13 protein-coding genes and 1 riboswitch are annotated in these 14,023 nt (G+C 29.0%); of the genes, 1 reads left to right on the top strand and 12 read right to left on the bottom strand.

The window, feature by feature from the left end; all coding sequences use genetic code 11:
* Positions 1-37 precede the first annotated feature (37 nt).
* The 5 genes from C7N44_RS00855 to C7N44_RS00835 form a co-directional block, all read right to left on the bottom strand.
* Positions 38-763, bottom strand: a complete 726-nt coding sequence (locus tag C7N44_RS00855; protein WP_105956032.1) for a hypothetical protein — start codon at positions 761-763, stop codon at positions 38-40.
* A gap of 384 nt (positions 764-1,147) precedes the next feature.
* Positions 1,148-2,287, bottom strand: a complete 1,140-nt coding sequence (locus C7N44_RS00850; RefSeq protein ID WP_105956031.1) for a family 20 glycosylhydrolase — start codon at positions 2,285-2,287, stop codon at positions 1,148-1,150.
* Between the two features lie 24 nt (positions 2,288-2,311).
* A complete protein-coding gene (locus tag C7N44_RS00845; RefSeq protein WP_105956030.1) occupies positions 2,312-2,788 on the bottom strand; it encodes a glutathione peroxidase in 477 nt (158 codons plus the stop codon).
* 80 nt (positions 2,789-2,868) lie between these two features.
* On the bottom strand, positions 2,869-3,411 hold the full coding sequence (locus tag C7N44_RS00840; RefSeq protein WP_105956029.1) for a folate family ECF transporter S component: 543 nt from the start codon (positions 3,409-3,411) through the stop codon (positions 2,869-2,871).
* Positions 3,412-3,475: 64 nt separating this feature from the next.
* Positions 3,476-3,568: riboswitch (THF riboswitch) on the bottom strand.
* A 50-nt stretch (positions 3,569-3,618) separates the two neighbouring features.
* Positions 3,619-4,482 (bottom strand): DegV family protein, encoded by an 864-nt coding sequence (locus tag C7N44_RS00835; protein WP_105956028.1) that lies wholly within the window; start codon positions 4,480-4,482, stop codon positions 3,619-3,621.
* Positions 4,483-4,658: 176 nt separating this feature from the next.
* On the opposite strand from C7N44_RS00835, the gene C7N44_RS00830 reads away from it, so the two are divergent.
* On the top strand, positions 4,659-6,386 hold the full coding sequence (locus tag C7N44_RS00830; RefSeq protein ID WP_105956027.1) for an NFACT RNA binding domain-containing protein: 1,728 nt from the start codon (positions 4,659-4,661) through the stop codon (positions 6,384-6,386).
* 30 nt (positions 6,387-6,416) lie between these two features.
* Here C7N44_RS00830 and C7N44_RS00825 read toward each other — a convergent pair whose 3' ends face one another.
* From C7N44_RS00825 to C7N44_RS00795, 7 genes are read right to left on the bottom strand one after another with little or no spacing between them, the layout of a single operon-like run.
* The gene (locus C7N44_RS00825) at positions 6,417-8,912 is read right to left on the bottom strand and encodes a carbamoyl phosphate synthase preATP-grasp domain-containing protein (RefSeq protein WP_105956026.1); all 2,496 of its coding nucleotides are present in this window, start codon (positions 8,910-8,912) and stop codon (positions 6,417-6,419) included.
* 5 nt (positions 8,913-8,917) lie between these two features.
* On the bottom strand, positions 8,918-9,991 hold the full coding sequence (locus C7N44_RS00820; RefSeq protein ID WP_105956025.1) for a carbamoyl phosphate synthase small subunit: 1,074 nt from the start codon (positions 9,989-9,991) through the stop codon (positions 8,918-8,920).
* A 33-nt stretch (positions 9,992-10,024) separates the two neighbouring features.
* Positions 10,025-10,552, bottom strand: a complete 528-nt coding sequence (pyrR, locus tag C7N44_RS00815; protein ID WP_105956024.1) for a bifunctional pyr operon transcriptional regulator/uracil phosphoribosyltransferase PyrR — start codon at positions 10,550-10,552, stop codon at positions 10,025-10,027.
* A gap of 13 nt (positions 10,553-10,565) precedes the next feature.
* A complete protein-coding gene (locus tag C7N44_RS00810) occupies positions 10,566-11,468 on the bottom strand; it encodes an RluA family pseudouridine synthase (RefSeq protein ID WP_105956023.1) in 903 nt (300 codons plus the stop codon).
* Positions 11,464-11,910, bottom strand: a complete 447-nt coding sequence (lspA, locus tag C7N44_RS00805; RefSeq protein WP_404799030.1) for a signal peptidase II — start codon at positions 11,908-11,910, stop codon at positions 11,464-11,466. Before lspA ends, C7N44_RS00810 begins: the two co-directional genes overlap by 5 nt.
* Before the next feature lie 18 nt (positions 11,911-11,928).
* Positions 11,929-13,584: a formate--tetrahydrofolate ligase gene (locus C7N44_RS00800; RefSeq protein ID WP_105956021.1), complete on the bottom strand. Its 1,656-nt coding sequence runs from the start codon at positions 13,582-13,584 to the stop codon at positions 11,929-11,931.
* A 16-nt stretch (positions 13,585-13,600) separates the two neighbouring features.
* Positions 13,601-13,990 carry an EbsA family protein gene (locus C7N44_RS00795; RefSeq protein WP_105956020.1) on the bottom strand — a complete coding sequence of 130 codons (390 nt, stop codon included), beginning with the start codon at positions 13,988-13,990 and terminating at the stop codon, positions 13,601-13,603.
* Positions 13,991-14,023: the final 33 nt, after the last annotated feature.

Below are 14,023 nucleotides of genomic sequence, written 5' to 3'. Positions count from 1 at the left end.
AATTAATCTTTACAGATATAGTCGATATTAATATGGATTAATATGGACTATTATAATATGTGATAAGTTTCTTGGCCTTATTAAATTGCTTACTTTCGGAATATTTTAATTTTTTATTTATATATTTTCTAATAATTTTAACAGCATTCGATAGTTTTTTGCTTTCCTTATTATTTAAAATTTTCTCATGTGAACCAGCGGATAGTTGAAATCTACTATCATCTTCAACTATCTTATTATATTTCTTTGTTGTTGACTTTAGTGAATATATTCCTAAATATTTGTTGTTCTTAAATACTTTTACAACATACATGTTTGGCTTTTCTTTTATTACTTTAAAATGAGTATTTCTATAAGGTAGTGCGTAATTCAAAGCATTAATTGCATCTTTAGAGGAATACAACTTTTTATTATTTAAATTGACGATTTTTTTAGAATGATTTTTCTGAATTTTTACAATATTATCTTTATCTAAAGTAACTCGATAAACTGTTAATTGATCTACATCATTATAGTATGCAATCGCATAGCCATTTTTAACTTTTCCAGCATTTTTATAACTAGAATTTTTTGTGTTTGTATTATGATATTTCATTACTATTGCATAAGCATCTTTATAACTTTTTATTTTTATAGCAGGCGTGGTTTTTGCAACTGTTTTTAGTGATAAGTTATTGGCTGATGTTTTAATAGGGTCCTTAAAATTCACTAACGTTAGTAATAATACTAATATTAATAAAAATGTATTTAACTTTTTAAACATTATTTTTCGCTTCCTTAAATTCAACTTTCAATGATAATTATAAGCTTAAATATAATAAGATAAAGTTATATTAATTGGTGAACGATTCATAACTAGATTAAGTTTAATTATACAATTTAAAAATTGTATAAAATATAAATAACATTTTTCTAAGTTAAAAAACGAAATTAAAAAACGTTATTGATAATAAAAAAATATTATAATAAATCTATGAAATTAAATTGTGTGTTGAATTTAGTTGCTAAATTAAAAAATATATTTTTTATGTATACTTCGTATAATATATATTATGTAAAGTAGAAAAATAAATAAAAATACAAAACACTTTTTGCTTCTCCCTATTAGTTATATAAATAAAAAAGTCAAAGATTTTATCTTTGGCTTTTAAAAACTATTTGAATAATTTAAATAACTTTTTATATAAGTTTTTAGATTATTATATAAATCTAAATTGTTAATTTTATAACTGCCATCATTCCAAATTGATAATTGCATTCCAATATTATTTTTACTTTTATCTAAACTTGTATTATCATTGTTGTTCCAAATTTTAGGATTCCATTTCATTAGATCATTTTTCCAAAATTGCACATTATGTTTATTAAATATCTTTTCGTTAGCAATTAAATATAAATAATAAAAATTGCAATTGATGGTTTTAAAACCTGCTTTATTCAATTCTGGCATGGTTGCTCTTAATGCCATATTCTGATTACTTTGTTCTTGGCTTGCTCTTTGACCACTATAGCTCCAATAATCTATTAAAATGTTTTTGTTATATTTATTAATAACTTTTTTATGAAAAGCATCATTCCACATAGTCATCTTTATAGAATGTTGATTAATATAACTATCCATAGAGTTGATATATTTAACAATTTGATCTTCTTGTTTATCATTGTTAACAGTGATTTCATCCCCGCCAATAGATATATAATCACCAGCTTTTATCAATGGAATATATTCGCCAATGATTCTTTTAGATAATGATAATGTTTTCTCCTTAGCATAGTCCATTTCATTATATCCATCGCTTCTAACGACTTGTTTATATAAATTATATTCGCCGTTTGCTTTTAACAAACTAAATATGCCTTGAGCATGACCTGGAACATCTATTTCAGGAATAACCTCAACATGTTTACTATTTCCATAGTGAATAATATTCTTTAACTGATTTTTACTCAAAAATGGTAATTTAGTCTTCTTGTTATAGTATATCCCAGATTTATAATAAGCATTACTAATTGTTTGATGTAAACTTTCGTTCTCCACAGCAAAGTTTTCATTATCAGTTAAATGCAGTGTTAAATAATTACCCTTATTTTTATGAATTTCATTAATATACTTTTTAATAAAGTTTACGTTTTTAAAAGAACGTGCACAATCAATGCTAATACCAGTTCTCTTACTACCAGCATTTACAGTTGTTCCTGGATGGTAAAAAATCATTGATAAAAACACAGCTAATAGAACAATGATAAATAAAAAGACCGCTATATAATAATTTCTATTAAATTTCATATATTTGTCCCCTTTGCTGTTTAATCAACCATTATTTAGTTCATTAATGATATCTTGCTCAAATTTTTTAGGAGTTTTTAAAGGGGAATATCGTTTGACTAAGTTTCCTTCACGGCCAATCAAAAATTTAGTATAATTAAACTTTATCCTCCCATGATTTGATATATCCTTCAAATACTTAAACAAAGGCAGTTCATCTTTACCATTTACTTTTGCTTGTCTAGACATTGGGAAAGTAACACCAAAGTGTAATTGACAATATTCACTAGTTTTTTGGTTAGATTTTAGTTCCATATGAAATTGATTAGATGGAACACCTATAATAATAAGTCCATCGTCACTATATTTTTGATACAAATATTCTAATTCTTTCAATTGCCCTGCTAATCCACATTTACTAGCAGTATTAACAATTAAGATAACCCTGTCTCTAAAATGATCAAAGTTAATTATTTGACCATTCATTTCAGTTAATTCAAAATCATATATGTTTTTAGCCATTAAATAATATTCCTTTCTAAATAAAAAAGATTATGAAAGCTTATCATAATCTTTTTTATTATTTTTTAAATAATTTTTAATTAGTTCCAATGATCTTTAATTAATTTTTGAACTATTGGAATATGAAACATTCCAACTAATACAACTAGTTGTATTGGAACTAAGATTACTTCTTTAACTAATCTAGAAACAATTATAATTTTCCAGTCAATTCCATTATATAGCGCTAACCAAAGAGTATTTAAGAACAAATGAACAAATACACTGATTATAATTTGAGCAAATATTAAATTTATAGCTTTAAATTCATAATCTTTAAATGTGAATGCTCCGTATATAAATCCTGTTAATATAGCAGAAATGGTGAATCCAGGAATATATACTCCGCCTCCACCTATAAAAGTAAATAATATATCCGTCATCCCTAAAACAATTGCCATCCATATAGATCCATACAGATAACATAACAACACAGTAACGATAAAGGTTGGCGTAATTACAAGATATTGAGTGTGTATGCCAACTTTATTCAGTATAAAGCTTAAAGCTATCATTATAGCAATAATAGTAACATCAGATACTTTAAGCTTAGGCAAACTAAAAAACTTATTTTTGATACTCATAAGACATCTCCTAATGGAGCTGCCACGTACAAATTATAAAGTTAGTAAATAATATAACTATTGGTGGCGAATGCGGACAATATATCGCAAATTGAATTTTCGTCTAACGTTCACATTCCGTTCCGTTAGCACTTAACGCATAAAGTCCTACTCCTAATATTTTTATTTAATATTTTAAATATATCATTAAAAACAAATACTTACAATCTATTTGTTTGAATCAATCATCCATCCCAAAGCTAAAGCTTTTTCACCGAGATGAGTTCCAATAACTGGACCAAAATAACTTTGCTCTACAGTCATATCTGGATACATAGCTTGAATTTTTTTAGTCCAAACATCCCCTGATTCAGGATCATTAGCATTTATAACAATTGCTTTAATTGGGTAATCAGCATCACTTACAGCTTCTTTAAATATTTCTTCAGTGCGTTTTAATGCTTTTTTACGAGATCGAACTTTTTCAAATGCAACAATTTCATTAGTCTTGTCATCAAATGTAAGAAGCGGCTTTATTTTCAATAAACTGCCTAGAAAAGCAGATGCGTTAGATAAGCGACCACCTCTTACCAAATTTTGTAAGTCATCAACTACAAAGACTTCATTAATAGTAGCTCTAATTTCATCCATTTTAGATAAGATTTCATCAATACTCTGATTATTTTGAGCCATTTTTGCGGCTTCAATTGCTAAATTGCCCATTAATTTAACAGTTAATTTAGAATTATAAGGAATCACCTTTATGTTTTCAATTGTGGGTGCCAAAGATACTAAGGAATTGTAGAATCCAGAGATAGTACTTGCCAAATGAATACTAATAACTGCATCATAACCTTTATCAGCTAAATTATTATATGTATTAATCATTTCACCCATAGGTGGTTGCGAAGTGCTAGGAAAAGATTCTGAATTACGTAATTTATCATAGAACTCTTCTGTTGAAATATCTACACCCTCATTATAGCTTTTTCCATCGATAATTACGGGTATTGGTACTACATTTATATTATATTTTTCTTGTTCTTCTTTAGATAGGTATGAAGTACTATCTGTAACGATTGCGACTTTCATTATTAGCTTTTCACCCTTTAATTAAAATTAATAATTACTTAAAAATTATATTTATCTATAAATTATAACATTAAAATATATATTACAGTAAGTAAGATTGGTTTTTTGATAATGACATATATAATATGTATACTTATATTATGTGTCGACAAAAGTAACGAAAGTGAGATGATATTATGTCATTTGATGGATCATTCACTCATGCAATGACAAAAGAACTAAATAAAACTTTATCAAATGGTAGAGTATCAAAAATTAATCAACCATATGATAATGAGGTTATCATGACAATTAGAGCTAATCATAACAATTATCCCTTGTTAATGTCTGCTAACCCTAATTATGCAAGAGTTCAAGTAACTAGAGTGCCTTACAATAACCCTAGTGTACCTACTAACTTTACAATGACTTTAAGAAAACATTTAAGCGGTTCTATATTAAGTAAAGTTTCACAATATAATAATGACAGAGTCATGACGTTTCATTTCATAACTAGAAATGAAATTGGTGATTTAAAAGAAATGCTTTTAATCGTAGAAATTATGGCTAGGCATAGTAATATTATTCTAGTTGATAAACAAGACGATATGCGCATTATAGACGCAATTAAACGTATTGGTGCAGATAAAAATAGATATCGTACTTTACTACCTGGTGATCAATATATCACTCCTCCTAAACAAGAGATGTTTAATCCGTTTGAAGCTAGCGATGAAGATATTAATAATATTAAAGACCTAGAAAGTAAATATCCTAATCAAGAAATGCTAGCGAATAATATTCAGTATATTACGCAGGGACTTAGTAAAGATACATCTTTATATCTAGCAAATTATTTACATCAAGATGGTGATATTAAATTCTTATTTAATAAGTTCTTTGAAAAATTTAACCAACCTAAGCCCACTATTATATTTAATGACAAAAATAAGGAATCTTTTAGTGTCTACCCATTTACTAACAATGAAAAAAATATCTATTTTAATAGCCTTAGTGAACTCTTAGACAAATATTATGCTAGTCGAGCTCAAAGAGATAGAGTTAAAGAACAAGGTGGTACTTTAATTCATATTGCTAAAAATGAGCTAAAGAAAAATCGCAATAAGAAGAAAAAACTACAAAAAACACTAGATAACACTAAAAAAGCTGATGAATATCGTACTAAGGGTGAAATCTTAACTACTTATTTATACAAAATTGAACGTGGCATGAAATCAGTTGAACTACCAAACTTTTACGATAAAAATAAATTGGTTAAGATTAAATTATCTAATCAATTGTCTCCCTCTGAAAATGCTCAGAAGTATTTTAAACGTTATCAAAAATCTAAAAATGCTGTTATATATGTTAATGAACAATTAAAGAAAACCAATGATGAAATTGAATATTTTGATAATGTCTTATCCCAGATTGAATTAGCTAATCCTGCTGATTTAGTTGATATTAAAACAGAATTTAAGAATGAAGGATATTTGAATAAAAATCATAATCAAAATTCTTCAAAAAGAAATAAACGACAAAAAATTAGCCAACCTGAAAGCTTTACTTCTGATAATGGAATTAAAATTCTAGTTGGTAAAAACAATTTGCAAAATGATAAATTAACATTAAAAGATGCAGATAAAAGAGATACCTGGTTGCATACTCAAAACATCCACGGGTCTCATGTGATTATTAAGTCTTTTGATCCTGATACAAAAACAATTCAACAAGCTGCTGAGTTAGCTGCATATTTTTCTAAGGCTCGTGACTCAGCTACTGTTCCAGTGGACTATGTAAAAGTTAAACATGTTAGAAAACCAAATGGTGCAAAACCAGGTTTAGTCATTTATGAAGGACAAAAAACTGTTTTTGTTACGCCGAAAGAATCAGATATTAAACATTTAAAAGAAAATAATAATTAACTAAAAAGGGATGCTAAATAGCATCCTTTTTTAGTCTTTTAATCTGAATTTTAACTTAGCACCAATTTCTTGTGAACTATTGCCATGATCAATGTACAAGTTTAATTGTTTAAACGGAAAGGTGGCGCGCATACTAGCAATCCTATCTTGATTAGTATTTAATTCATCAATAATTTTACTGTCAAATCTTTTAGTATAAAATTTAACCAGCTCACGAATCCAATTAATCCCCGTAGCTTTACTTAAAAAGATTGTTTCGGTTAATCTTAATGGTCTGATTCCTACATACTCAGACTCACCATTATTCTTTTCGTTAAATAGGATTTGTACTAGGCCAATCCAATTTGATTTATCAATATGTGTATATGATTCCTTAATATTTTGGATTAGTTGATTATCATCAATGTCCCCATAAGGCATCTCATAATTAGTAACGTGATCTAAGTCATTATTTAAATTACTAATTAATTTTTCAGATGATATAAAATAATTATTTTCATTTGTAACAAAAAAGTTTAGCGCATAGCTAACGTTTTTAGGTAAGATAACCCCTGTATCTTGATCGGGAGGTAATATTTGGACATTTAATTCTTTATATTTCTTTAGTTGTTTCATCAAAAAATGCCTATTACCGGGTACAAATACTCTAACTGGTTCTTCTAACTCAATAATGTTTAAAATATCACCTAATTGTATGGGCTCAATATACTGTTTATCGCTAATTTGTGGCGATAATGATACAGCATTGGGATTATTATTCATTACAACTGTTTTGTATCCCAATTTATGCAATTGAATTAGGACCTCCGCTGTATAATAATCAGCTGCTGTATTAGGACCTAATTTATTACCACCACGTCCAATAACCAATGCTGTTTTTTGAGATTCTTTATATGACTCATTTTCTTTTTCAAAACTGCTATAAAATGATTCTATATTTTGCTTTAATTCACCAGCTGAAGATTCAATTGACTTATAAGTCGGATATTCATTGTATTGATGATATATTTCGCGTACTTTTTGAATAGGAATATGCCAAGTTTCAGCCATCATTCCATCACCAAAGCCAAATTTATGAGCATGCTCAATAGTATTTAATTCCATTGGATGATTAATGATTAATTCTTCAATTTCTAACAATTTTTTTAGTTTATAAAAATAAAATTTATTTATTTTAGTTAATTCTTCTAAATCATCAACCTGATATCCTCTTCTAATCGATTCAATTAGTACCAATAATCGATTTGATTGGGGATGAATTAGTCTATTAATTAATTCATCATTATCCAAATTCTTCATACTTGGTAGTATATCTCTAGGACTAAATTGAGAACTTCTCAACGCCTTTAATAATGCTTCTTCTACAGTTCTACCAACACCAACTGTGGATCCAACAGATTTCATTACTGTGTTAAGCCTTTGACTGGCTTGTGGTATATTTTCAAATGGCCAAATAGGAATCTTAATAACTACATGATCTAATGATGGTTCCATAATTGGAGTTAAATGATTATACTTTTCAGGCAATTGAATCTCATTTAATTGTTTACCAAGCATTAGATTAGTACAAGTATAAACTAACGGATAGCCAGTTGCCCTTGCAGAAAATGCAGTACTTTGATTTACTAATGGATTAATTTTAGTTATAAAATATAAATTATCTTTTGTACTTAAAGCGAATTGTAAATGACACACACCTACAATTTCCAAGTTTTCCATAATCTTAAAAGTTGCGGTTCTCAGATTTTGGTATTCAATATCAGTTAATGTTTGGATTGGTGATACAACAATTGAATCACCAGAATGTACACCTACTGCGTCAACATTTTCTAATCCATTAATTAAAATTTTAGTGCCGTTTTCATCCCTGATACCAACCATTTCAATTTGTTTAAATCCGACAACACTTTTTTCCACTATAAATTTTTTGTTTTGATCATTAAATGAGTTATCCAAAAAATAAGATAATTCATCAGTATTTTTACATACTCTTCTTTTAGCTGAATCTTTTTGATTAATTGGTTTTACTATTATTGGGAAACCAATTTGTCTAACTACATCAAATGCTTCTGATTCATTATTAACAATCTTAGATGGTATACAAGGTTCATTTGATTGATTAATAACCGTTTTCATTCGATTAGAATCATTAACGGTCTTTAATGCAGCTTCTGATATCCCTATTATTTTAACATTTAGCTCTTTTAAAATACCTTGGTTTAGTAATTCCTGAGTAATATGAATTGCTCTTAATCCACCTACAGTAGGAATAATTGCATCTGGCTTAGCTTTTTTAAGTACTTCTAATACATTCTTTAAATTAATTTCTTTAACAAAAGTATTAGCAGCTTGAACTTCAGTCATAGTTAATGAAAATGGATTATTATCAATAATAAGGGTTTTAATCCCATTCTTCTTAAGAGCAACCATCATTTGAAAAGCAGCTGAATCTAGTTCAGTTTCATTTCCAATTGAGGATGGACCGCTTCCAAGTATTAAGACTTTTTTTATTTCGTGTTTAAACATTTAAGTTATCTCCTTTGCGAGCTAACGTTTTCTAAAAATTCTTCAAATAAGTCAACGGTATCTTCAGGACCTGGTCCACCATCTGGTGAAAATTGAACTGAAAAAGAAGGAAAATCACGATGCCTAATACCCTGAACAGTTCCATTGACTAAATCAACAAAAGTTATTAATAATTGATCATGTTTTATTGATTTAGGATCAACTGCATACCCTTGGCTTTGTGATGCATATATAATTTGGTTAGTAATAATTTGTCTAATGGGATGATTACTACCATGATGTTCAACATTTAATTTATAAGTTTCGGCGCCATTGGCTAACGCAAAAAGTTCATGTCCTAGTCCCATGGAAAACATTGGAATTTTTTCTTGAGTTTCCCTTATCATATTTAAAACTGATTCAGGCAAATCCTTTGGTGATCCAGGACCAGTAGACAAGATTACACCATCAGGGTCCAAATCCATAATTTCCTTATTACTTGTATTCCATGGCATCACAATAACATTACAATCTAATTCAGCTAAACGGCGTAAAATACCATATTTTAAGCCAAAATCAATTAATATAATATTATATCCATCCCCTGTATTAGGAAAGGGAGCTTTAGTAGAAACTTGTTTGACTTGCTGGTTAGTTAATACCGATGCATTTAATTGGTCAAAAGCATGCTCGTCATTTACATCTACGATACTAGCTTTCATTGAACTATTTCTTCTAATACGATGAGTTAGTTCTCTAGTGTCAATGCCAGCAATTCCGGGAATATTATGTTGCTTTAAAAAGCGATCTAGGGTCAAGTTACCCAACCGATTTGTAGAAATATTAGAATACTCACGGACAATGATTCCTTTTGCATTAGTAATAATGGATTCAAAGCTTTTATGATTAATACCGGTATTACCAATTGATGGCTGGGTAAAAGTAATAATTTGATTATGATAGATTTGATTAGTGATAATTTCTTGGTAACCTAACATATTTGAATTAACTATAATTTCACCCGTTGTAGTTGATTCTGAGCCAAATGCTTTGCCCTTGTAAGATGTACCATCTTCTAATATTAAATAACGTGTGGCCATAATGTACTCCTTAAATATATATTTAAGAATTAATTACTTATCGATGATTTCTACTGAATCTTTATCATCAATTTCATTAACTTGAACTTTAATTTTTTCAGTTCTAGATGTTGGGATGTTTTTACCTACAAAGTCAGCTCTAATTGGTAGCTCACGATGTCCACGATCAATTAATACTGCCAAGCGAATATTATCGGGACGACCTAATTCTGAAATTGCAGAAAAAGCGGATTTGATAGTTCTACCGGTAAATAAAACATCATCTACTAAGATTACATTCTTATTGTCTAATGAAATTTTATCTCCATCAGCAACCTCAGGATCCTTAGATGTATGTTTAACATCATCACGATATTTAGTTACATCAATTTGGACAACTGGGATTTCTTGATTTTCTAATTTTTGTAAACGATTAGCAATACGTTTGGCTAAATAAACTCCACGCGTTTTAATTCCTAAGATTACTAGATTGTTTACACCTTTATTTTTTTCAATAATTTCATAAGTAATTCTAGTCAATGCACGTTGCATTGCCATTTTGTCAACTACTACTTTTGACATTGAATATATCCTCCTAATTATTTCTTAAGTTATGAATTGTTTCTTTAAAAATTTCAGGTAATGGTGCATCAAATATCATTAATTTACCTGTTTTAGGATGATTAAAGCCTAATTTAGCAGCATGCAAGAATTGTCCGTTCCCTTTGATTGTTTTTCTAGGTCCATATAATGGGTCGCCAACTAATGGATGACCAATATATTTCATATGAACTCTAATTTGATGAGTTCGTCCCGTTTCAAGAACACATGATACTAATGTATATTCTCCTAATCTTTCCAAAACTTTAAAATGAGTTACTGCATTCTTACCATCATCTATAATAGCTTGTTTTTTTCGATCCTTTTTAGACCTACCAATTGGCGCATCAATTTTTCCCTTATCTTCTTTAATATTTCCATGCACTAAAGCGATATATTCTCGAACATTACTTTTATCTTTTAATTGTTTAGATAATGATTTATGAGCATCATTATTTTTAGCAATCATTAATAGACCCGAAGTATCTTTGTCAATTCGGTGTACAATACCAGGCCTAAAAGTTCCGTTAATATTGGATAATGGTGTATGAAATAATAAGGCATTTACTAAAGTATGATTTGGATGACCAGGTGATGGATGTACCACCATCCCTTGTGGCTTGTTAACGACTAAGACATCATTATCTTCATATACAATATCCAAAGGAATATTTTCTGGCTCTAAATCCAAAGTTTTAGGTTCTGGGATGTTAATAACAACATTATCTCCCTGTTTTAAATCATATTTAGGTTTTTTAAAATCATGATTAACTTTTACCATTTTTTCTTCAATTAAATTTTTTGCTCTTGAACGACTAATATCGTAAAAATGGTTAGAGATTGATTTATCAAGCCTTTTATCTTTTGAAGTTGCACAAAACTCGAGTCTGTTTTTAATTTAGATCACCGTCTCTTAATATTGCTATGAATAAAATTATAATTCCAATTGTAATGCACGAATCGGCAATGTTGAAAACTGGAAAGTTAATAAAGTCCAATTGAAACATATCAACTACATAACCTTGCATCAACCTATCAACAAAATTACCAATTATTCCTGATAATAAAATCACTAAACTTATTTCATAAAGCCTATGTTTTCTTAATCTGTACATAAAGTATCCAATTATGAATATTGCAAAAATACTAATTAAACTAAATAACCATTGTTGACCTTGTAAAATACTCCAAGCAGCTCCATCATTATGCAAATTAGTGATTGATATTAATCCTGGAACTAAATTAATAACTGCATTTTCAGAAATATGAGTTGCAATTATATATTTAATAATTTGATCAGCACCAATTAAAATTACCATGCTAAAGATAGCATAAAATATCGGCATTGTAATTCTCCTTTAAAAAAGTCCTGTAATTTTACCATGATTATCAATATCCATGTCTAAAGCAGCGGGATGAGTAGGTAGGCCTGGCATAGTAAGTACCTTACCAGTTAAAGCAACTATAAATCCGGCACCTAATCGAGGTTGTAATTCTCTTACATGAATAGTGAAATCATTGGGAGCACCAAGTTCTTTGGCATTGTCAGTAAACGAGTATTGCGTTTTTGCTATACAAACTGGCATTTTATCCCATCCACGTTTTTCAATAGCCTTAAGCTGGTTCTTTGCCTTTGCACTTAATTCAATGTTTGAACCGCCATATATTTTTTTAACTATTTTATTGATTTTGGTTATAACATCGTCATTGTTATTGTATAAAGACTTAAAGTCATGCTGTTCTTCACAAGCTGTTACTAATTCATTTGCTAGTTCAGTAGCACCACGTCCACCCTTAGACCATACATCTGTATTAATTGCTTTGACACCTTGTTCTTGAATATATTTATCTAAAGCCTTAGTTTCATTAATAGTGTCGCTAGTGAATTTATTAATTGCGACAACAACTGGTTTTCCATATTGTTTCATATTCTTAATATGACGTCCTAAATTATCAGCACCATTTAGTAAAGCTTCAACATTTTCTTCGTTAAGATTCTTCTTGTTAACGCCACCATTTAATTTTAAAGCGCGAATAGTAGCAACAATAACAATTGCATCAGGATTCTTACCCAATTTAGGTGCAGTTATATCTAAGAATTTTTCTCCACCTAAATCAGCCCCAAATCCAGCTTCTGTTATTGCATAGTCTGCAGAATTAATTGCAGCTTTTGTAGCTAAGATACTATTACAACCATGAGCAATGTTAGCAAATGGTCCTCCATGAATAAATGCAGGTGTATGTTCTAATGTTTGTACTAAGTTTGGTTTAATTGCATCTTTTAATAACAAAGCCAATGCTCCTGTTACCCCTAAATCATTTACCGTAATAGGCTCTTTATCATAAGTATATGCAACTAACATTTTGCCTAATTTATCTTTTAGATCTTGTAAATTACTACTTAGACATAGAACAGCCATGATTTCACTAGCGACAGTAATGTCAAAGCCATCTTCTCGTGGCACACCAGAAGTACGCCCACCTAAACCAACAATTGTGTGGCGTAATTCACGGTCATTAATATCTACAACTCGTTTCCATTCAACTTGTCTAGGATCTATATTTAATTTATTACCATGATGAATGTGGTTATCAATTAATGCGGATAAAGTATCATGAGCTTCTGTTATTGCTGGAAAATCACCAGTGAAAAATAGATTGATATCTTCCATTGGTGCCACTTGAGCATATCCACCACCAGTAGCGCCACCTTTGATCCCCATAACTGGTCCTAAAGATGGTTCTCTTAAAGCAATTGCACAGTTCTTATTAATTTGATTGAAAGCATCCCCTAAGCCAATAGTCAGAGTAGTTTTACCTTCTCCAGCAGCAGTTGGGTTAATAGATGTAACCAATATTAATTTCCCATCTTTTTGTTTTTTTATTGGTAAATTAATTTTAGCTTTATAATTCCCATAGTTTTCAATTTTTTCTTCAGATAAACCTATCTTTTTGGCAATTGAGTTGATTTTCTCTAATTTGGTTGATTGTGAAATTTCAATATCTGTTTTCATGAATTGTGCAACTCCTTTATCCTTTTTTGCTAATTATACTATTTAATTCAATGATTGAGTTAACTGGTAATAAAAATTCATGATTTTTACCATTAATTTTTAAAATAGCCCGATGCTTTGTGAACCTATAATTATCAATGTCACTAATATTAACTGATATCCATTTGGGATTAAGCAATCTACCAATTGTAATTTGATTATCTTCAATTATTATTTTGCGAAACAATAATTGAAAGATAGAAAATAATAAAAAGATTATAAAGAAAAATAATGTTATTTGTTGAAAATGGGTTACCTCAAGCCAAAAAATAATACCTACAAAAAGTAAAGCAAATGTCCAGCTCCATGTAATTATAAATGAAAATATTCCTGGCTGATATAAAAATGTTCGTTTTTGAGTTATCATAAAAAAAGCACCTTCTTATTTAGGAGAAAATTA

Source organism: Apilactobacillus quenuiae, assembly GCF_002994005.1.
GTDB lineage: Bacteria > Bacillota > Bacilli > Lactobacillales > Lactobacillaceae > Apilactobacillus > Apilactobacillus quenuiae.
The sequence above is the reverse complement of the archived record's forward strand: the minus strand, read 5'-3'. Positions and strand labels throughout refer to the sequence as shown.

Bases quoted from the DNA above. Each gene is read 5' to 3' on its own strand.
- C7N44_RS00820 (WP_105956025.1), bottom strand. From the start codon at position 9,991: ATGGCCACACGTTATTTAATATTAGAAGATGGTACATCTTACAAGGGC.
- C7N44_RS00850 (WP_105956031.1), bottom strand. From the start codon at position 2,287: ATGAAATTTAATAGAAATTATTATATAGCGGTCTTTTTATTTATCATT.
- C7N44_RS00845 (WP_105956030.1), bottom strand. From the start codon at position 2,788: ATGGCTAAAAACATATATGATTTTGAATTAACTGAAATGAATGGTCAA.
- C7N44_RS00835 (WP_105956028.1), bottom strand. From the start codon at position 4,482: ATGAAAGTCGCAATCGTTACAGATAGTACTTCATACCTATCTAAAGAA.
- C7N44_RS00855 (WP_105956032.1), bottom strand. From the start codon at position 763: ATGTTTAAAAAGTTAAATACATTTTTATTAATATTAGTATTATTACTA.
- C7N44_RS00825 (WP_105956026.1), bottom strand. From the start codon at position 8,912: ATGTTTAAACACGAAATAAAAAAAGTCTTAATACTTGGAAGCGGTCCA.
- C7N44_RS00800 (WP_105956021.1), bottom strand. From the start codon at position 13,584: ATGAAAACAGATATTGAAATTTCACAATCAACCAAATTAGAGAAAATC.
- C7N44_RS00840 (WP_105956029.1), bottom strand. From the start codon at position 3,411: ATGAGTATCAAAAATAAGTTTTTTAGTTTGCCTAAGCTTAAAGTATCT.
- pyrR (WP_105956024.1), bottom strand. From the start codon at position 10,552: ATGTCAAAAGTAGTAGTTGACAAAATGGCAATGCAACGTGCATTGACT.
- C7N44_RS00795 (WP_105956020.1), bottom strand. From the start codon at position 13,990: ATGATAACTCAAAAACGAACATTTTTATATCAGCCAGGAATATTTTCA.
- C7N44_RS00830 (WP_105956027.1), top strand. From the start codon at position 4,659: ATGTCATTTGATGGATCATTCACTCATGCAATGACAAAAGAACTAAAT.